This is a genomic window from Kitasatospora sp. NPDC056076 (genome assembly GCF_042266305.1).
Classification (GTDB): Bacteria; Actinomycetota; Actinomycetes; order Streptomycetales; family Streptomycetaceae; genus Kitasatospora.
The window spans coordinates 13,945-33,446 of record NZ_JBHJWG010000018.1 but is presented as its reverse complement, the minus strand read 5'-3'; the positions used below and the strand labels follow the sequence as shown (position 1 = coordinate 33,446).

The window sequence follows — 19,502 nt, the reverse complement described above, 5'->3', positions numbered from 1 at the left end:
ACGCACCGAGAGGTTCCCCCACGATGCGCAGAGCTCTCACTGCCGTCCTCGCCGCCGCCCTGCTCGTCCCGCTCTCCGCCTGCGCCAACGACGCCGCCACCTCGTCCCACGGCGCGGCCCCGGCCGGGCAGCAGGTCGACGGACCCAAGGTCAAGATCATGGTCGGTGGCCTGGACAAGGTCATCTACCTGCCCGCGATGCTCACCCAGCGGCTCGGCTACTTCGCCGAGGCCGGCGTCAACGTCGAACTGCTCACCGAACCGGCCGGCGTCAACGCCACCACCGCGCTGCTGGCCGGCGACGTCCAGGGCGCCGTCGGCTTCTACGACCACACCATCGACCTCCAGGCCAAGGGCAAGCACGTCGAGTCCGTGGTCCAGTTCGCCCAGGCCCCCGGCGAGGTCGAACTGGTCTCCGCCAAGCAGGCCGACGCCATCAGGTCCGGCGCCGACTTCAAGGGCAAGAAGCTCGGCGTCACCAGCATCGGCTCCTCCACCGACTTCCTCACCAAGTACCTCGCGGTCAAGAACGGCGCCTCCGTCAGCGACTTCAGCCCGATCGCGGTCGGCGCCGGGCAGACCTTCATCGCCGCCCTCCAGCAGGGCAGCATCGACGCCGGGATGACCACCGACCCGACCGTCGCCACCGTCCTCGACAAGGGCCTCGGCAAGATCCTCTACGACATGCGCACCCCCGAGGGCTCGCGCCAGGCGCTCGGCGGGCTCTACCCGTCCTCCTCGCTGTACATGAACACCGAGTGGGTCGAGAAGAACAAGGACACCACCCAGAAGCTCACCAACGCCTTCGTCAAGACCCTCAAGTGGATGTCCACCCACAGCCCCGAGGAGATCGCCGCGAAGATGCCCGCCGACTACGCGCAGGGCGGCGCCGAGCAGTACGCGGCGGCCATCAAGTCCGCCCTGCCGATGTTCACCACCGACGGGGTGATGCCCGCCGACGGGCCCAGGACCGTGCTCGCGGTGCTCGCCGCCTTCCACCCGGACGTCAAGGGCAAGGAAGGGACGATCGACCTGGCCAGGACGTACACCACGGAGTTCGTCGGCAAGGCCGCCGGCTGACGCCCGGCCCTCGCGGTCCCGCGCCCACCCCCACGGGCGCGGGGCCGCCGTGGTGCTCGGACCCCCCGCTCGGTTCCCCGGCTCAGGTCCCCGCTCACTTCCCCGCTCGGTTCCCCGGCTCAGATCCCCCGCACGGAGAGCACGTCCATCCGCGACGGCGTCCCCGCCGCCTTGCCGCAGCTCTCCGGACGCGCCGGCTCGCTCACCGACTCGATCACGTCCACCTCCCAGGCCCGCCCGTCCCGGTGGATCACCGCCACCAGCCAGCGGCCCGGGCCGTCCACCCGCTGCGCCAGGGTCAGCGCGTCCACCCCGGTCTCGCCGATCGCCAGCCGCACCGCGTGCTCGGCCGCCTGGCCCGGCCGCTCCCAGCCCGAGCAGCCCCGCGACCACTCCGGCACCATGTGCCCGGCCGCCGTCGCCGCCAGCACCTCCTTGGCGCTCTCCGGCGTCAGCCGCCCGTACGCGTAGCCGTACGGCAGCACCAGCATCGTGGGGGAGAAGCGGTGCCCGCCCAGGTGGGTGACCTCCCACACCTCGCTGTGCCCGGCCGCCGCCAGCTCCGCGGCCAGCGGACGGCCCAGCAGCGCGCAGCAGCGGTCCCGGCGGCCGTTGGTGCACACCAGCGCCAGCGGGCCGCCGACGTGCTCCATCCCGAAGCCCGTGTGGTCACCGGCGCCCAGCGCCGCGAAGTCCAGCCCCAGCAGCTCCGCCGGATCCGCCACCTGCGCCCGGCGGACCCAGCCGCGGCCCGGCACCGCGTGCGCCACGACCACCTCGTGCCGCGCCGTCGGCAGGCAGTCCGCGTGCCGCCCGGGGCGCCGGATCAGGGCGACCCGTATGCCGGTGCCCGCCGCGGCGGCCTCCAGCGCGCGCCCGACCGCCCCGTCCAGGTGGCTCTCGTTTAGAGCCTTCGCGCCCCAGGGGCCGTTCTGCTCCAGCAGCAGCCAGGTGGTCGCCACCGCCGCCGTCGCGGTCAACGGCTCCGAAAGTTCACGCGAGAGGGTCGCACAGGTGCTCACCCGGGAAAGGCTACCCCCGGCGGTCCGGCCCGGCCCGGGGGCCGCGCAACGCCCGCGACCAGGCCCGGAGCAGCCGAGACCGGGCCCGGACACGCCGGAGGGCGGGGCGCCCGCAGGCACCCCGCCCTCCGACCCCGTCAGCACGGGCGAGCCGTCACGCCGGGCCGGCCACCACCGCGATCGGCGCCGTCACCGGCGTACCCGAACCGTCCCGGCGCGGGTCGCGCTCCGGCAGGTCGACCGGCACGCCCTTGGCACCGGCGGCCCGGGCCGGGGCGGCACCCGCCCAGGCGAACGCCAGGCCGTCCTCGCCGCGCAGGAAGCGCTGGCAGCGCACACCGCCGGTCGCCCGGCCCTTGCGCGGGTACTGCTCGAACGGGGTGACCTTCCAGGACGACTGCTCGTCACCTGACAGCGTGCCCGAGGCGCCCGCCACCGAGACCACCACCGCGTCCACGGCCGGGTCCACCGCCGTGAACGACAGCACCCGGGCGCCGTCCGACAGCTTGACGCCCGCCATGCCACCCGCCGGACGGCCCTGCGGACGGACCTGACCCGCCGGGTAGCGCAGCAGCTGGGCGTCCGAGGTGATGAAGACCAAGTCCTCCTCGCCGGTGCGCAGTTCGACCGCGCCCACCAGCTCGTCGCCGTCCTTGAGGCCGATCACCTCGAACTCGTCCTTGTTCGCCGGCCACTCCGGCACCACCCGCTTCACCACACCCTGCACCGTGCCCAGCGCCAGCCCCGGCGAGGACTCGTCCAGCGTGGTCAGCGCCAGCACCCGCTCCCCGGCCTCCAGCCGCAGGAACTCCTCCACCGCGGCCCCGCCCGCCAGCGTCGGCGAGGGCATCGGCGGCAGCGCCGGCAGGTCGATCACCGGCAGCCGCAGCACCCGGCCCGCGGACGTCACCACACCCACGTCCGCCCGCGCCGTGGCCGGCACCGCCGACACGATCACGTCGTGCTTCGCCCGCTTCTCCGACAGCTCGAACGGCTCACCGTCCGCCGTCCGCGCCAGCAGCCCCGTCGAGGACAGCAGCACCCGGCACGGATCGTCCGCCACCTCCAGCGGCACCGTCAGCGCCGCGGCCGGAGCCGCCCCCGCCTCCAGCAGCACCGTGCGCCGCTCCGTCCCGAACTGCTTGGACACCGCGCCCAGTTCGGACGACACCACGCTGCGCAGCCTGGTGTCCGACTCCAGGATCTCGGTCAGCTCCGCGATCTCCGCGTTCAGCTTCTCCTTCTCCTGCTCCAGCTCCACCCGGTCGAACCGGGTCAACCGGCGCAGCGGGGTGTCCAGGATGTAGCCGGTCTGCGTCTCCGACAGCGAGAAGCGCTCCATCAGGCGCTCCTTCGCCTGCTGGGCGTTGTCACTCGACCGGATGATCGAGATGACCTCGTCGATGTCCACCAGGGCCACCAGCAGGCCCTCGACCAGGTGCAGCCGCTCCTGCCGCTTGCGGCGCCGGAAGTCGCTGCGCCGGCGCACCACCGTGAAGCGGTGGTCGACGTAGACCTCCAGCAGCTCCTTGAGGCCCAGCGTCAGCGGCTGCCCGTCCACCAGCGCCACGTTGTTGATGCCGAAGGTCTCCTCCAACGGCGTCAGCTTGTAGAGCTGCTCCAGCAGTGCCTCCGGCACGAAGCCGTTCTTCACCTCGATCACCAGCCGCAGCCCGTGCTCGCGGTCGGTCAGGTCCTTGACGTCCGCGATGCCCTGCAGCTTCTTCGCGTTGACCAGGTCCTTGATCTTCGCGATGACCTTCTCCGGGCCGACGTTGTACGGCAGCTCGGTCACCACGATGCCCTTGCGGCGCGCCGTGACGTTCTCGATCGTCGTGGTGGCCCGGATCTTGAAGGTGCCGCGGCCCGACTCGTACGCGTCCCGGATGCCCGACAGGCCCACGACCCGCCCGCCCGTCGGCAGGTCCGGACCGGGCACGAACCGCATCAGCGTGTCCAGGTCCGCGCTCGGGTGCTTGATCAGGTGCCGGGCCGCGGCCACCACCTCGGACAGGTTGTGCGGCGGCATGTTCGTCGCCATGCCCACCGCGATGCCCGTCGCGCCGTTCACCAGCAGGTTCGGGAACGCGGCCGGCAACGCCAGCGGCTCCTGCTCGCTGCCGTCGTAGTTCGGCCCGAAGTCGACGGTGTCCTCGTGGATCGACTCCACCATCGCCATCGAGGCCGCCGTCAGCCGCGACTCGGTGTACCGCATCGCCGCCGGCGGGTCGTCGTTGCCCAGCGAACCGAAGTTGCCGTGCCCGTCGATCAGCGGCAGCCGCATCGAGAACGGCTGCGCCATGCGCACCACCGAGTCGTAGATCGACTGGTCGCCGTGCGGGTGCAGCCGGCCCATCACCTCGCCCACCACGCGCGCGCACTTCACGTGCGCCCGGTTCGGACGCAGGCCCATCTCGTTGGCCTGGTACAGGATTCGGCGGTGCACCGGCTTGAGACCGTCCCGCGCGTCGGGCAGCGCACGCGAGTAGATCACCGAGTAGGCGTACTCCAGGAAGGAGCCCTGCATCTCGTCCACGACGTCGACGTCGAGGATCCGCTCCTCGAAGTCTCCGGGCGGCGGGGTCTGCGAACTGCGGCGGGCCATCGCGGCGGGGCTCCCTTACGTGTCGCTGGCTGTGTCGTCGGCCGGACGCCGGGCGTCCGGTCCGGGCACCGGACGGGCTTCGCCGCCCCGGCTCCCTGATTCACCGTCCTACCGCCGCGACCCGTCAACCGGGCGCGACCGACAGGGCACGGCGCCCCCATTGTGGACCCTCGCGCCGACACTCCCGGTCAGCGGCCCTCTTCCGCCCCTGGCGAACGCCGCATCCGCGCGGACACAAACACGCCCCCCGCGCGTTGCACCACAATGGGGGACGCCACACGAACCCCGACATCGACGACGGGAAGGACCCGAGCGCATGGCCAACCCGGCCCCCGCCTCCAGCCGAGGCATCGCCATCACCGAGCACCGCCTGGCCAACGGCCTGCGCGTCGTCCTCTCCGAGGACCGACTCACCCCGGTCGCCGCGGTCTGCCTCTGGTACGACGTCGGCTCCCGCCACGAGGTCAAGGGCCGCACCGGCCTCGCCCACCTCTTCGAGCACCTGATGTTCCAGGGCTCCGCCAACGTCACCAACAACGGGCACTTCGAGCTCGTCCAGGGCGCCGGCGGCTCGCTCAACGGCACCACCAGCTTCGAACGCACCAACTACTACGAGACCATGCCCGCCCACCAGCTGGAGCTCGCCCTCTGGCTGGAGGCCGACCGCATGGGCTCGCTGCTCGCCGCCCTCGACGAGACGTCCATGGAGAACCAGCGCGCCGTCGTCAAGAACGAACGCCGCCAGCGCTACGACAACGTCCCGTACGGCACCGCCTTCGAGAAGCTCACCGCGCTCTCGTACCCCGACGGCCACCCGTACCACCACACCCCGATCGGCTCCATGGCCGACCTCGACGCCGCCACCCTGGAGGACGCCCGCGCGTTCTTCCGCACCTACTACGCGCCCAACAACGCGGTGCTCTCCGTGGTCGGCGACATCGACCCCGAGCAGACCATCGCCTGGGTCGAGAAGTACTTCGGCTCCATCCCCGCGCACGACGGCAAGCAGCCCCCGCGCTCCGGCGAACTCCCCGACACCATCGGCCGCGAACTGCGCCAGGAACTCGCCGAGGACGTCCCCTCCCGCGCCCTGATGGCCGCCTACCGCCTGCCCCACGACGGCACCCGCGAGGCCGACGCCGCCGACCTCGCGCTCACCATCCTCGGCAGCGGCGAGTCCAGCCGCCTCTACAACCGGCTCGTCCGCCGCGACCGCACCGCCGTCGCCGCCGGCTTCGGCCTGCTGCGCCTCGCCGGCGCCCCCAGCCTCGGCTGGCTCGACGTCAAGACCTCCGGCGACGCCACCATCGCCCAGATCGACGCCGCCGTCGACGAGGAGCTCGCCCGCTTCGCCGCCGAGGGCCCCACCCCCGAGGAACTCGAGCGCGCCCAGGCCCAGATCGAGCGCGAGTGGCTCGACCGGCTCACCACCGTCGCCGGCCGCGCCGACGAACTCTGCCGCTACGCCGTCCTGTTCGGCGACCCCAAGCTGCTGAACGACGCCCTCCCCAAGGTCCTCGACGTCACCGCCGAGGAGGTCCAGGCCGTCGCCAAGGCCCGGCTCCACCCCGACAACCGGGCCGTCCTCGTCTACGAGCCGACCGCGACCGCCGCCGACGACGCTTCCGACGCCGCTTCCGAAGAGGAGGGTGCCGCCGTATGAGCACCGACTACGTCCCCGCGATGACCTTCCACCCCCAGCCCCAGCCCGGCACCCCCGGCCCCTGGGCCTTCCCCGCCCCCGAGCGGGCCGCCCTCGGCAACGGCATCACCGTGCTGCACTGCCACCGGCCCGGCCAGCAGCTGGTCGCCGTCGAGGTCCTCCTCGACGCCCCGCTCGCCGCCGAGCCCGAGGGCCTCGACGGCGTCGCCGCCATCCTCGCCCGCGCCCTCAACGAGGGCACCGACACCCTCACCGCCGAGGAGTTCGCCGGCGAACTCGAGCGCGCCGGGGCCACCCTCGACGCCCACGCCGACCACCCCTGCATCCGGGTCGCCCTCGAAGTCCCCGCCTCCCGGCTCCAGCGCGGCCTCACCCTGCTCGCCGACGCCCTGCGCGCCCCCGCCCTCCCGGCCGAGGAGATCGAGCGCCTCGTCGCCAACCGCCTCGACGAGATCGTGCACGAGCAGGCCAACCCCGCCCGGCGCGCCGCCAAGGCCCTCTACGCCGAGCTCTTCGAGGCCACGGACCGCCTCTCCCGGCCCCGCAGCGGCACCGCCGACACCGTCAAGTCGATCGACCGCGCCGCCGTCAAGGCCTTCTACGACGCCCACGTGCGCCCCGCCACCACCACCGTCGTGGTGGTCGGCGACCTCACCGGCGTCGACCTCCCCGCCCTGCTGGAGAGCACCCTCGGCACCTGGACCGGCACCACCGCGGAACCCTCCGCCCACGCCCCGGTCACCGGCGACGACCACGGCCGCGTCCTCATCGTCGACCGCCCCGGCTCCGTCCAGACCCAGCTGCTGATCGGCCGGATCGGCCCCGACCGCCACGACCCGGTCTGGGCCGCCCAGATCCTCGGCACCTACTGCCTCGGCGGCACCCTCACCTCCCGCCTCGACCGCGTCCTGCGCGAGGAGAAGGGCTACACCTACGGCGTCCGGGCCTTCGCCCAGCCACTGCGCTCCGCCGCCGACGGCAGCGGGCGTTCGCTGCTCGCCATCAGCGGCTCGGTGGACACCGCCTCCACCGCCCCCGCGCTCGCCGACACCTGGACCATCCTGCGCACCCTCGCCGCCGAGGGCCTCACCGACGCCGAGCGCGACGAGGCCGTGCAGTTCCTGGTCGGCGTCGCGCCGCTCAAGTACGAGACCGCGGGCTCGGTCGCCGGCACCCTGGCCGACCAGGTCGAGCAGTACCTCGCCGACGACTACCAGGCCGAGGTCTACCGGCAGCTGGCCGAACTGCCCACCGCGGCGGCCACCGAGGCCGTGGTCGCGGCCTTCCCGCCGGACCGCCTGATCACCGTCCTGGTCGGCGACGCCGCCGCCATCGAGGCGGACGTGCGGGCGCTCGGGATCGGCGAGGTCACCGTCGTCGGCTGACGCCCTCCGACGTCCCCTCCGGCCCGGTGGAGCGCTTTCGCTCCGCCGGGCCGGACGCGTTCCGGACGTGTTCCGGGCGCGTCCGTAAATCCGTTGCGGGCCCGGCCCGTTCCGTGGATAGATGTTCCCCGACGCACACCACGTGCGAACTGCGAGCAGCGGAGGGAGGCGGTCACCATGCGGGTCGAGCAAGCCATACGACGACGCTCCCCGAGGCCGTATCTCCCATGCCTCGCCACGGCTGCCTGAGCGCACCCGTCCCCGAACTTCCCCGAGCCGCACCGGGATCGCATGCGCGCGGCACCCCACTTCTCCTGAACTCCCCGACCCATGGAGGTCGTTCGACCATGACGTACACCGAAGTACCCGGCATCCGCGTCCCGATCCGGATGTGGACCGACCCGGCGACGGTCGAGGGCGCGGCCCTCCAGCAGCTGCGCAACATCAGCTCCCTGCCCTGGCTGCACGGCTTGGCCGTGATGCCGGACGTCCACCTGGGCAAGGGCGCGACGGTCGGCTCCGTCATCGCCATGAAGGACGCGGTCTGCCCGGCGGCGGTCGGCGTCGACATCGGCTGCGGGATGAGCGCGGTGAAGACCTCCCTCACCGCCAAGGACCTCCCGGACGACCTCTCCGCCCTGCGCTCCAAGATCGAGCAGGCCATCCCGGTCGGCCGCGGCCTCCACACCGACCCGGTCGACCCGACCACGCTGCACGGCTTCCGCACGGAGGGCTGGGACGACTTCTGGCAGCGCTTCGACGGGGTGGCAGAAGCGGTCAAATGGCGTCGCGAACGGGCCATGCAGCAGATGGGAACGCTCGGCGGAGGGAACCACTTTTGCGAGGTATGTATCGATACAGAAGGAAATGTCTGGTTGATGCTGCACTCCGGCTCCCGCAACATCGGCAAGGAGCTGGCGGAGCACCACATGGGCGTCGCCCGCTCGCTGTCGCACAACCAGGGCCTGGTCGACCGGGATCTGGCGGTCTTCCTCGCGAAGACCCCTGAGATGGCCGACTACCGCCAGGACCTCTTCTGGGCACAGGAGTACGCGAAGCACAACCGCGCGATGATGATGGCGCTCTTCCAGGACGTCGTCCGGGGTGAGTTCACGAAGGCGAAGGTTGCCTTCGACGAGGTGATCAGCTGCCACCACAACTACGTGTCGGAGGAGCGGTACGACGGCGTCGACCTGCTGGTGACCCGTAAGGGCGCGATTCGGGCCGGCTCCGGCGACTACGGGATCATCCCGGGTTCGATGGGCACTGGTTCGTACATCGTCCGTGGCCTCGGCAACGAGGCGTCGTTCAATTCCGCCTCACATGGCGCCGGCCGGAAGATGAGCCGCACCGCCGCGAAGAAGCGGTTCACCACGAGCGACCTGGCCGAGCAGACTGCGGGTGTGGAGTGCCGCAAGGACAGCGGTGTGGTGGACGAGATCCCGGGCGCCTACAAGAACATCGACAAGGTCATCGAACAGCAGAAGGACCTGGTCGAGGTGGTTGCGCACCTCAAGCAGGTGGTCTGCGTCAAGGGCTGATGAATGAATGCGGCCCCCGGAATGATCCGGGGGCCGCATTCATGACGCTATCTTTCGCGATTTGCAGCCATTGAGGCGCCATCGGCGAAGGTTGCAGCTCTGCTCGGTTCGGCCGAGCTGCCTCGCAGCAGCCCGGATGCTCGGTGCCGCCATGAGGATTTCATCCTCGGCTTGGTTCCAGCTCCGTTTAATTCTTCTTTGCAGATCTACTGGTCGGATCCACGTAGTCGCCTGCTCGGCGGCGGCTCGCTTTCGAGGTAGCGAGAGAGAGCCCGGATAGTAAAGGTTGGAGAGGATGGCTACGGCCTCTTCTCGCGAGTAGAGAAGGTTCAGGATCGCGTCACGCTGATTCCGGCGTGCCGTGCGCTTTGCCCCGGTAAGGCGTTCGGCGTAGTCCATAAAGAAGATCGCGATGGCGTCGCTTTTCGTGGTGAGGCTAACGAAGGGGAGACCTTGCGTAGTGATTCCCGCTGAGCCGTCGGCGTCGATGAGCCCGCGAAGATAGTCGCGTTCGGAGAACGGCACTGCAGGCGGCGCGATGATCTCTGACTTTCGTCCGGCCGGCAGGCCAAGCTCCTGCACTTCCTCGCGGAACTCTCTGGCGCTGATCGTCCATACGGCGGAAGTGTGATCGGCTTTGAAGTTCGTGCTGCGCGCCCGGTAGCGGATGCTGCTGTAGAACGGGCAGAGTCGCTGGAACTCGTCCAGGATCGGGGCGTCCCGAGCGGAGAGCTCTACAGAGAGCTGGCCCTTGCGGCCGGGTCCCTGCCACAGATGCCCGTCCGCCTGGAGGAAGGCGAACATGTAGGCGTGCTCGGGTCGTTCGAGGTCGAAGAACGTCATGCCGCGAGCATCGGCGCCATTCGCCGTTCGAGGGGGTCGAACGATCACCAGTTCGCTCAATGGTGTGGATACGACCGATTCCGCGAACAGAAGAGCCCGGCAGTGCTAGGCACCGCCGGGCTCTTCGCGTGTGTTGCGTGGGCTCAGGCCGCGGCCGGGAGCTCGTCGAGGCCTTCGGCGACGAGCTTGGCGAGGCGGTCGAGGGCCTCGTCGGCGTTGGGGGCGTCGGAGGCCAGGATGACCTCGTCGCCGCCCTGGGCGCCCAGGGCGAGCAGGCCGAGCATGGAGGCGGCGTTCACGGGGTTGCCGCCGGGCTTGGCGATGGTGATCGGCACGCCGGTGGCCGTGACGGCCCGGACGAAGACGGAGGCGGGACGGGCGTGCAGGCCCTCGGCCCAACCGATGGTGACGCGGCGCTCAGCCATGAGACGTGCCTTTCCGGTGAAGCTGGTCACGGCCGTGCTCGGGCGAGCGGGGGGAACGACCGTGTTGTCTAGACCAGTGTTGCACGCAGGCAACCCCTGCGAGGCGCCGCGTTCGGGACTTGTGATTGTTTCTTTTCGGGGCATAAGGCCCGGCCAGCGGCCCTGTCCACCCTGCCGTGGGCACGCGCCCGGCGCCATTCGGCTCGCCGCCGGATAACCTGACGAATGTGGAAGACCCCGCGGTGGCGAACCCCGCGCAACCCGACTATCCGCAGCACTGGGAAGCCGACGTCCTGCTGCGCGACGGCGGCACGGCCCGGATCCGGCCGATCACCCCCGGCGACGCCGGGCGGCTGGTGGAGTTCTACGAACAGGTCTCCGACCAGTCCAAGTACTTCCGCTTCTTCGCCCCCTACCCGCGGCTCTCCGACAAGGACGTGCGCCGCTTCACCCACCACGACTTCGTGAACCGGGTCGGCCTCGCCGTGGTGGTCCGGGACCACTTCATCGCGACCGTCCGCTACGACCGGATCGACGCCGACGGCCGCCCCTCCGAGCACGGCACCGACGCCGAGGTCGCCTTCCTCGTCCAGGACGCCCACCAGGGCCGCGGCGTGGCCTCCGCGCTGCTGGAGCACATCGCGGCGGTGGCCCAGGAGCGGGGCATCCGCCGCTTCCAGGCCGAGGTGCTGCCGGAGAACCGCAAGATGGTGAAGGTCTTCACCGACGCCGGCTACACCCAGCGCCGCAGCTTTGCCGACGGCGTGGTGCACCTGGAGTTCGCCCTCGAACAGACCGACCGCTCACTCGCCGTGATGCGCGCCCGCGAGCACCGCGCCGAGGCCCGCTCGGTGCAGCGGCTGCTGACCCCGCGCTCGGTGGCGGTGATCGGCGTCTCCCGCAATCCGCAGACCGTCGGCCGGGCCCTGCTGCGCGACCTGCTCGGCAGCTTCGACACCGAGTTCGAGAGCCGGTACGAGGCCAAGGGCGCCCCGCGCACCGTCTACGCGGTGAACCGCAGCGCCCCGCCCGGCACCGAGCTGGACGGCGTCCCGGTGCACCGCTCGATTCTGGACATTCCCGGGCCGGTGGACCTTGCGGTGATCGCCGTCCCCGAGAGCGTCGTCCCGGCGGCCGTCGCCGAGTGCGGCGCGCACGGCGTGCAGGGCCTGGTGGTGGTCACCGCCGGTTACGCCGAGACCGGCCCGGAGGGCCGCGACCGCCAGCGCGCCCTGGTGCGCCAGGCCCGCGCGGCGGGCATGCGGGTGATCGGCCCGAACGCCTTCGGCCTGATCAACACCGACCCCGACCACCCGCTGAACGCCTCGCTCGCCCCGCACCTGCCGGACCGCGGCGGCTTCGGGATCTTCTGCCAGTCCGGGGCGATCGGCGTGGCCCTGCTGGAGTCCGCCCACCGGCGCGGCCTCGGGGTCTCCTCCTTCGCCTCGGTCGGCAACCGCTCGGACGTCTCCGGCAACGACTTCCTGCAGTACTGGGCCGAGGACGAGGCCACCGAGGTGGTGCTGCTCTACCTGGAGTCCTTCGGCAACCCCCGCAAGTTCACCCGGATCGCGCGCCGACTGGCCACCGCCAAGCCGGTGGTGGTGGTCAAGGGCGCCCGCCACACCGGCAGCCTGCCGCCCGGCCACGCCGTCCCGGCCACCGCCACCGGCCTGCACGACGCCACCGTGGACGCGCTGTTCGAACAGGCCGGGGTCACCAGGGTGGCGACCATCACCGAGCTGTTCGACACCGGTGAGCTGCTCGCCCAGCAGCCGCTGCCGCCCGGTGACCGGGTCGCCGTGGTCGGCAACTCCGACTCGCTGGGCCTGCTCACCTACGACGCCTGCCTGAGCGCCGGGCTGCGCCCGTGCACACCGGTCGACCTCACCACCGCGGCGACCGGCGAGAACTTCCGGATCGCCCTGGACGTCGCGCTCGGCGACCCGGCCGTGGACGCGGTGATCGCCGTCGCCATCCCGCCGATCGGCACTTCCGCGCACGCCTTCATGGGCGGCCGGCTGACCGGCCCGGACGACCCCGAGATGGGCTCGGACGATCCGGAGATCGCCACCGGTCTGCTCGAAGCGGGCGAGCGGGCACGGGAGTTGGGCAAGCCCCTGGTGCTGGCCCACCTGGCCCTGACCGACCTGCCGACCCGGCTGCGCCCGGGCGGGATCCCGGCCTACGCGGCGCCCGAGCGGGCCGTGCGCGCCCTCGCGCACGCCGTGCACTACGCGCAGTGGCGCCGCCGCACCGCCGCGGCGGAGGAGACAGCGCGCGTCCCCGACCTGGACCGGATCGACGAGCCCGGCGCCCGCGCCCTGGTGGACGCGGCGCTCAGCACCCGCACCGCGGTCGCCGCCCGTACCCAGCCCGGCGGCGCCCGGATCACCCTGTCCGACTCCGAGGCCCGGCTGCTGCTGGCCCGCTACGGTGTCGACGTCTCGCCCACGCTGGCCGCCCCCGACGAGCGGGAGGCCGTCCGGGCCGCCGAGCAGCTCGGCTACCCGGTGGCCCTGAAGGCGACCGCCCCGCACCTGCGCCACCGCCCCGACCTGGGCAGCGTCCGGCTGGACCTGACCGGCGAGGAGGGCCTGCGCCGCGCCCACCGCGAGCTGGACGCCCTGCTCGGCGGCGCGGCCGGCGCCCAGCTGGTGGTGCAGCGGATGGCCCCGCGCGGCGTGGACACCGTGATCGGTGCCACGGTCGATCCGGCCGTCGGCGCGATCCTGTCCTTCGGCCTGGCCGGCGCCCCGGCCGAGCTGCTCGGCGACGTGGCCCACCGCCTCGTCCCGGCCACCGACCAGGACGTCGCCGGTCTGATCCGCGAGGTGCGGGCGGCGCCGCTGCTGTTCGGCTGGCGCGGCGCCGAGGCGGTGGACACCGCCGCGCTGGAGGAGCTGCTGCTGCGGGTGTCGCAGTTGGTGGACGACGTACCGGAGATCGCCTCGGTGGATCTCGAACCGGTGGTCGTCGCCCCGCACGGGCTGGCGATCCTGGGGGCGCGGGTGCGGGTCGCCCCGCTGCCCGTCCGCAGCGATCTGGGCCCGCGCGCGATGAGCACCCTGTAATCTTCCTTGGTTGCGCCTGCCTGTGGGCGCTGATGTCCGAAGCTCGGCGCCGTGCCGCCCGCTTCGTCGGCGGACCATGCCAGGATGGAGTTATGGCGAAGACCGGTACCACCACCACTCAGGACCTGCGCTCGGCGATCGAGCGCAGCGGCTACTACCCGGCCCTGGTGTCCGAGGCGGTCGAGTCCGCGGTGGGCCCGGAGCCGATCAGCTCCTACCTGGTGCACCAGGAGACGACCTTCGACTCCAACGAGGTGCGCCGGCACGTGACGGTGCTGGTGCTGACCCCGACCCGGTTCGTGGTGAGCCACACCGACGAGCAGTCGGGTGACGCGGGCAGCCCCGCCGTGCCGTTCGCCACCACCTCGACGGAGAGTGTCCGGCTGGACCGGATCGGCTCGGTCGTGCTGAGCCGGATGGTGGCGAACCCGGAGACGTACACGCCCGGGACGCTGCCGCGCGAGGTGGTGCTGACCATCGGCTGGGGCGCGGTGCAGCGCCTGGACCTGGAGCCGGCCGGCTGCTCGGACCCGAACTGCGAGGCCGACCACGGCTACACCGGTTCGGCGACGGCCGACGACCTCTCGCTGCGGGTGAGCGAGGCCGGGGACGGTCCGGAGACGGTGGCCCAGGCGTTGCTGTTCGCCCGGGCGCTGTCCGACGCGACGATCGACAACGGCCCGCGGGTCTGAGGTCCCGGCCGGGCCCCGTCGCGCCCGGCCACCGAGCCCCGCCGTTCCCGATCGCGCGCCCGCCCGCGGTCCCGCCCGCTACGAATCCGGTTCCATGTCCTTCGCACCCTCCGACGGCTACGACGCCTTCGAGATCCTCGACCCGGCCGACGCCCCCGCGCCCCCGTACGGCAGCGGCTCGCTCTGCGACCTGCTGCCCTCGGTGGCGGCGGGCCTGGGCGTCCCGGGGTTCACCGCGACGCTGCCGATCGCCCCGGCCGACCGGGCGGTGGTCTTCCTGGTGGACGGCCTGGGCTGGGAGCTGCTGCTGCGCCACCCCGAGTACGCGCCGTTCCTGTCCTCGCTGGCCGGGAGTTCGCTGGGCGGCTCCGGCCGGCCGCTGACCGCGGGCTTCCCGTCGACCACCGCGACCTCGCTGGCCTCGGTCGGCACGGGTACGCCGCCCGGCCTGCACGGCCTGGCCGGGTACACGGTGGCGGTGCCGGGCACCGACTACCTGATGAACCAGCTGCGCTGGCAGCCGCACACCGACCCGAAGGTCTGGCAGCCGTACCCGACGGTGTTCGAGCAGACCCACCGGGCCGGGGTGGCGACCGCCCAGGTGTCCTCCCCGCTGTTCGCCCAGACCCCGCTGACCAGGGTGGCGCTGTCCGGCGGGACCTTCCTGGGCCGTACCACCGGCGAGGAGCGGATGGACTTGGCCGCCTCCTGGCTGGCCGAGCACGACCGGGCACTGGTGTACACCTACGTCAGCGAGCTGGACGGCGCCGGCCACCGTTTCGGGGTGGACTCCGACGAGTGGCGGATGACGCTGGACGCGGTGGACCGGCTGGCCCGCCGACTGGCCGAGCAGTTGCCGCCGCGGTCGGCGATGTACGTGACGGCCGACCACGGCATGATCGACATCGCCCCCGAGGACCGGATCGACTTCGACGAGGACTGGGAGCTCGGTGCCGGTGTCGCCCTGCTGGGCGGCGAGGGCCGGGCCCGGCACGTGTACGCGGTGCCGGGCGCCGCGGCCGACGTGCACACGGTCTGGAGCGAGGTGCTGGGCGACCGGATGTGGGTGGCCACCCGGGACGAGGCGATCGCGGCGGGCTGGTTCGGCCCGACCGTCGACGAGCGGGTGTACCGGCGGATCGGCGACGTGGTCGCCGCGGCGCGCGACGACATCGCGATCGTCGCCTCCCGCAACGAGCCCGGCGAGTCCGCGATGATCGGCCTGCACGGCTCGATGACTCCGGTCGAACAGTTCGTGCCGCTGCTCGAAGTCCGGGGCTGAGGCGGACCCTTGACCCCTTCGCGCCCGAACCCCCTTGATGTGAAAGGCCCTTGCTCCACCCATGGCTGAACTGGTGTTCTTCTCGGGCACGATGGACTGCGGCAAGTCGACGCTGGCGCTGCAGATGGACCACAACCACGCCGCGCGCGGCCGGCAGGGCGTCATCCTGACCCGCAACGACCGGGCCGGCGCCGCCACCATCTCCAGCCGGCTGGGCCTGCGCGCCGACGCGGTCGAGGTGACGGACGACTTCGACTTCCACGGCCACGTGGTGCAGCGGCTCTCGGCGGGCGGCCGGGTGGACTACCTGATCTGCGACGAGGCCCAGTTCTTCGCCGCCGAGCAGGTGGACCAACTGGCCCGCGTGGTGGACGAGCTGGACATCGACGTCTACACCTTCGGCATCACCACCGACTTCCGGACCCGGCTGTTCCCCGGTTCGCAGCGGCTGATCGAGCTGGCCGACCGGGTGGAGGTGCTCCAGGTCGAGGCGCTCTGCTGGTGCGGCGCGCGGGCGACCCACAACGCCCGTACGGTCGGCGGCGTGATGGTGGTCGAGGGCGCCCAGGTGGTGATCGGCGACATCTCGGTGAGCGAGGACGAGATCGGCTACGAGGTGCTGTGCCGCCGCCACCACCGCCGCCGGATGACCGCCGCGACCGCCCGCGCCTCGGTGCTCTCCCCGGACGTGCTGCCCTTCGAGGAGCAGCAGGTCTAACCGCCCCGAGCCGAAGGGGTGCGCCGGTGCCGAAAGCGAGGAGCGACAAGCGAGGGACGAGCGCCGGAGCGACGACCGTCGGCGCCGGGTCCGAGCGCCCCGGAGGCGAGTGGGCGAGTCACAGGGCTTCGAGCACCGAGAAGTGCCCGCCCTGCGGGTCGGCCAGTCGGGCGGCCCGGCCGCGGGCGGTGTCGTGCGGTTCGACCAGGACGCGGCCGCCGAGTTCGACGGTGTGACGGGTGGTCTGCTCGGCGTCCCGGACGGCGAAGTGGGTGCGCCAGCGCGGCGGGTGGCCGCGCAGGTCGGCGCGGTGGCGGATGCCCGCGACCGGGCGTCCGTGCACCAGTAGCGCGCTCTCGTCGGCGGTGGGCCGGACCGGCCGGTCGAGCACCGTGCCGTAGAAGGCGGCGGCGCCGTCGGCGTCCGGGGTGAGCAGTTCGGCCCAGGCGGGCCCGCCCGGGTCCGTCCCGGCCTCCCGGCCGAGGTGCTGCTCGGCCTGCCAGAGGCCGAAGACGGCTCCGGAGAGGTCGGCGGCGACGGCCATCCGCCCGGCGTCGTCGGCCTGCAGCGGCCCGACCGCGACGGTGCCCCCGCACTCGCGCACCAGTTGGGCGGTGCGGTCGGCGTCGTCCACGGCGAAGTAGGTGGTCCACTGCACCGGGAAGCCGGTGGTGCTGGAGACGCCGAGGCCGGCGACGGGGGTGCCGTCGAGCTCGGCCCGGACGTAGGCGCCGAGTTGGCCGGGCCCGGGGGAGTACGTCCAGCCGAGGAGCTCGCCGTAGAAGGCGCGCGCGCCGGGCAGGTCGTCGGTCAGCAGGCTGACCCAGCAGGGTGTGCCCTGGGCCAGTCGGAGTTCCACCGCGGGCAATGCGGGCCTCCTCACGGGTGTTCGGCGCACGGAGATCCGGGCGCGCGAGGGTGATGCTTCCACCCTGGCGCGCGCCCAACCCTCGACCCGCGCGGAAAGTCCGGCAAAGAGCGCACAAAGAGCCGCGGTTCGGGCGCGCTGCGCGACAATGGCCGGCATGACCACCTTCAACGACGGTTCCCCGCTGATCTCCGCGGCCGAGCTGCGGGAGGCGCTCGCCTCCGCGCGGCCGCCGGTGCTGCTGGACGTGCGCTACCAGTTGGTCGGTGCCGCGCCGGGCGGCCCGACCGCGGCCGAGGAGTACCGGGCCGGGCACCTGCCCGGTGCCCACTTCGTCGAGCTGGACCGGGATCTCGCGGCTCCGCCCGGCGCTCCGGGCCGGGGCGGGCGCCACCCGCTGCCGGATCCGGAGGAGTTCGGCGCGGCGATGCGCGGGTTCGGGGTGAGCTCCGGGCGTCCGGTCGTGGTGTACGACGGTGCGGCGTCGATGGCGGCGGCGCGGGCCTGGTGGCTGCTGCGCTGGGCCGGGCACCCGGACGTCCGGGTGCTGGACGGCGGCTTCGCGGCCTGGCGGGCGGCCGGGCTGCCGGTGACGGCGGAGCTGCCGGAGCCGGCGGAGGGCGACTTCAAGCCCGTGCCGGGGCAGTTGCCGACGCTGGACGCGGACGCTGCCGCGGCCCGGGCGCGCAGCGGTCTGCTGCTGGACGCCCGGTCGGGGGAGCGCTACCGGGGCGAGAGCGAGCCGGTGGACCCGCGGGCCGGACACATCCCGGGCGCGGTGTCGGCGCCGACCGCCGAGAACGTGGGTCCGGACGGGAGGTTCCGCCCGGCGGCCGAACTGCTGGGCCGGTTCCGGGCGTTGGGCGCGGGGGAGCGCGAGGTCGCGGTGTACTGCGGTTCGGGCGTGACGGCGGCGCACCAGATCCTGGCGATGGAGGCGGCGGGCCTGGATGCGGTGCTGTACCCGGGTTCGTGGAGCGAGTGGTCGAGCGACCCGGGCCGCCCGGTGGCGGTGACCGACCAGCCGGGCTGACCGACCGGCCGGGCTGACCGACCAGCCGGGCTGGGCGGGCACCCGTTCTGCGGCAAGGTCTTCTGACGGCCACACAGTGCTGCGGGGCGCCGGCCGAGCCGGCGCCCCGCAGCACTGTCGGTGCGCTACTCCTGCTTCTTGCGCCGGCTGCCGAAGACGATCTCGTCCCAGCTGGGCACGGTGGCCCGGCGGCCGGGCCGGACGCCGTCCGCCTCGGCCTGCCGGTCGGTGGTGCCGACCAGGCGTTCGCGGTGCGGGGCGACGGCGCGCGGCATCAGGATGTCGGCGTAGGCGGAGCCCGCGCCGACCGCCGGGGCGGCGGCCGCGGCCGGCTCCTCGGTCTCCTCGGCGACCTCGGCGGGCACCGGTTCGATCGGGGCGGGCCCGCCGACGGCGAGGTCGCCGCGGAAGGCCGGGACGACGTCGAGCAGGCTGGTCAGCGAGTCCCGGGAGTCGGCGGTGGCCTCGCGCGACTCGCGGACCTCGCGGGCCGACATGATGCGGTCGGCGGAGGGCCGGTCGATCATCGGGCGGGGCGGCCGGTCCTGGGGGAGCCGGGCGATCCGCGGGATGAACGGGAAGACCGAGTCCTCCTCGCGCTCGACCGTCTCGCCGATCAGCGCGCGGGCCTCGTCGTCGTTGGGCTGGACCAGGCGCCGGGGCGGGTCGTACGTCCAGGACGCGCTGCGGCCCTCGCCGTCGGCGCGGTAGGAGAGGATGACCTCCCAGGTGCCGTCGTCGCGCCGCCAGGAGTCCCAGCGTTCGGTGTCCTTCTCGGCGCCGCGCAGGGCGAGCCGCTCGGCGACGGCCTCGCCGAGCTGCGGCCCGGGGGACTCGCCGTTGCGGCGGATCGCGGTCTTGCGGGCGCGCTCGGCCATGAAGGCGCGTTCGGCGAGGACCGGCCCCTCGAAGCGGCGGACCCGGTCGACGGAGATGCCGGCGGCCTGGGCGACCTCCTCGGCGGAGGCTCCGGCTCGTATCCGGGCCTGGATGTCTCGGGGGCGGAGGTGGCTCTCGACCTCGATCTCGATCTGGCCGAGGCGCGGCCGGTCGCCGCGGATGGCGGCGCGCAGCCGCTCGTCGATGGGGAGGGTGTACTCCGTGCTGTCGGCAGCCTTGAGCACCAGCCGTGTGCCGTCGTTGCTGACGGCCACAACCCGCAGTTCGGGCACGGTCACCTCCCGGGTTGTGCCTGCCGACGTCACCTGCGTCGCTGCTCCCGTACTGAGTGTGGCCTGCCCACTCGCGACTGGCCACAACCTTGCTGAGTTC

Annotated in this window: 15 protein-coding genes; 9 read left to right on the top strand and 6 right to left on the bottom strand. The window is 72.8% G+C overall.

The window, feature by feature from the left end; all coding sequences use genetic code 11:
- The first annotated feature begins 23 nt into the window (after window positions 1-23).
- Window positions 24-1,079 carry an ABC transporter substrate-binding protein gene (locus ACFC1T_RS17230; protein ID WP_375889267.1) on the top strand — a complete coding sequence of 352 codons (1,056 nt, stop codon included), beginning with the start codon at window positions 24-26 and terminating at the stop codon, window positions 1,077-1,079.
- 119 nt (window positions 1,080-1,198) lie between these two features.
- Here the strand turns inward: ACFC1T_RS17230 and ACFC1T_RS17225 are convergent, their stop codons facing one another.
- Window positions 1,199-2,101 (bottom strand): sucrase ferredoxin, encoded by a 903-nt coding sequence (locus ACFC1T_RS17225; protein ID WP_375889265.1) that lies wholly within the window; start codon window positions 2,099-2,101, stop codon window positions 1,199-1,201.
- 154 nt (window positions 2,102-2,255) lie between these two features.
- On the bottom strand, window positions 2,256-4,706 hold the full coding sequence (locus ACFC1T_RS17220; protein WP_375889263.1) for a DNA topoisomerase (ATP-hydrolyzing) subunit A: 2,451 nt from the start codon (window positions 4,704-4,706) through the stop codon (window positions 2,256-2,258).
- A 316-nt stretch (window positions 4,707-5,022) separates the two neighbouring features.
- Between ACFC1T_RS17220 and ACFC1T_RS17215 the strand changes: the two genes are divergently transcribed.
- From ACFC1T_RS17215 to ACFC1T_RS17205, 3 genes are all read left to right on the top strand, one after another.
- The gene (locus ACFC1T_RS17215; protein ID WP_375889261.1) at window positions 5,023-6,369 is read left to right on the top strand and encodes a M16 family metallopeptidase; all 1,347 of its coding nucleotides are present in this window, start codon (window positions 5,023-5,025) and stop codon (window positions 6,367-6,369) included.
- Window positions 6,370-6,389: 20 nt separating this feature from the next.
- Window positions 6,390-7,754, top strand: coding sequence for a M16 family metallopeptidase (locus ACFC1T_RS17210; protein WP_375889453.1), 1,365 nt, complete (start codon window positions 6,390-6,392; stop codon window positions 7,752-7,754).
- 347 nt (window positions 7,755-8,101) lie between these two features.
- The gene (locus tag ACFC1T_RS17205) at window positions 8,102-9,295 is read left to right on the top strand and encodes an RtcB family protein (RefSeq protein WP_375889258.1); all 1,194 of its coding nucleotides are present in this window, start codon (window positions 8,102-8,104) and stop codon (window positions 9,293-9,295) included.
- Window positions 9,296-9,334: 39 nt separating this feature from the next.
- On the opposite strand, the gene ACFC1T_RS17200 is transcribed toward ACFC1T_RS17205, so the two are convergent.
- Together ACFC1T_RS17200 and ACFC1T_RS17195 are read right to left on the bottom strand one after the other, a co-directional pair.
- Window positions 9,335-10,138, bottom strand: a complete 804-nt coding sequence (locus tag ACFC1T_RS17200) for an LAGLIDADG family homing endonuclease (protein WP_375889256.1) — start codon at window positions 10,136-10,138, stop codon at window positions 9,335-9,337.
- Window positions 10,139-10,281: 143 nt separating this feature from the next.
- Window positions 10,282-10,563, bottom strand: a complete 282-nt coding sequence (locus tag ACFC1T_RS17195) for an HPr family phosphocarrier protein (RefSeq protein WP_375889253.1) — start codon at window positions 10,561-10,563, stop codon at window positions 10,282-10,284.
- A gap of 227 nt (window positions 10,564-10,790) precedes the next feature.
- On the opposite strand from ACFC1T_RS17195, the gene ACFC1T_RS17190 reads away from it, so the two are divergent.
- The 4 genes from ACFC1T_RS17190 to ACFC1T_RS17175 all read left to right on the top strand — a co-directional run bounded on the left by ACFC1T_RS17190 (window position 10,791) and on the right by ACFC1T_RS17175 (window position 16,329).
- Window positions 10,791-13,637 (top strand): GNAT family N-acetyltransferase, encoded by a 2,847-nt coding sequence (locus tag ACFC1T_RS17190; RefSeq protein ID WP_375889251.1) that lies wholly within the window; start codon window positions 10,791-10,793, stop codon window positions 13,635-13,637.
- Between the two features lie 92 nt (window positions 13,638-13,729).
- The gene (locus ACFC1T_RS17185) at window positions 13,730-14,329 is read left to right on the top strand and encodes a DUF5998 family protein (RefSeq protein WP_360237602.1); all 600 of its coding nucleotides are present in this window, start codon (window positions 13,730-13,732) and stop codon (window positions 14,327-14,329) included.
- Window positions 14,330-14,423: 94 nt separating this feature from the next.
- Complete coding sequence (locus ACFC1T_RS17180; protein ID WP_375889248.1) at window positions 14,424-15,611, top strand: alkaline phosphatase family protein; 1,188 nt, start codon at window positions 14,424-14,426, stop codon at window positions 15,609-15,611.
- Between the two features lie 61 nt (window positions 15,612-15,672).
- Window positions 15,673-16,329, top strand: a complete 657-nt coding sequence (locus ACFC1T_RS17175; protein WP_375889245.1) for a thymidine kinase — start codon at window positions 15,673-15,675, stop codon at window positions 16,327-16,329.
- A gap of 118 nt (window positions 16,330-16,447) precedes the next feature.
- On the opposite strand, the gene ACFC1T_RS17170 is transcribed toward ACFC1T_RS17175, so the two are convergent.
- Window positions 16,448-17,188 (bottom strand): VOC family protein, encoded by a 741-nt coding sequence (locus ACFC1T_RS17170; protein ID WP_375889450.1) that lies wholly within the window; start codon window positions 17,186-17,188, stop codon window positions 16,448-16,450.
- Between the two features lie 166 nt (window positions 17,189-17,354).
- Between ACFC1T_RS17170 and ACFC1T_RS17165 the strand changes: the two genes are divergently transcribed.
- On the top strand, window positions 17,355-18,230 hold the full coding sequence (locus tag ACFC1T_RS17165) for a sulfurtransferase (RefSeq protein ID WP_375889242.1): 876 nt from the start codon (window positions 17,355-17,357) through the stop codon (window positions 18,228-18,230).
- Between the two features lie 125 nt (window positions 18,231-18,355).
- On the opposite strand, the gene sepH is transcribed toward ACFC1T_RS17165, so the two are convergent.
- Window positions 18,356-19,435, bottom strand: coding sequence for a septation protein SepH (gene sepH / locus ACFC1T_RS17160; protein WP_375889239.1), 1,080 nt, complete (start codon window positions 19,433-19,435; stop codon window positions 18,356-18,358).
- Window positions 19,436-19,502 lie beyond the last annotated feature (67 nt).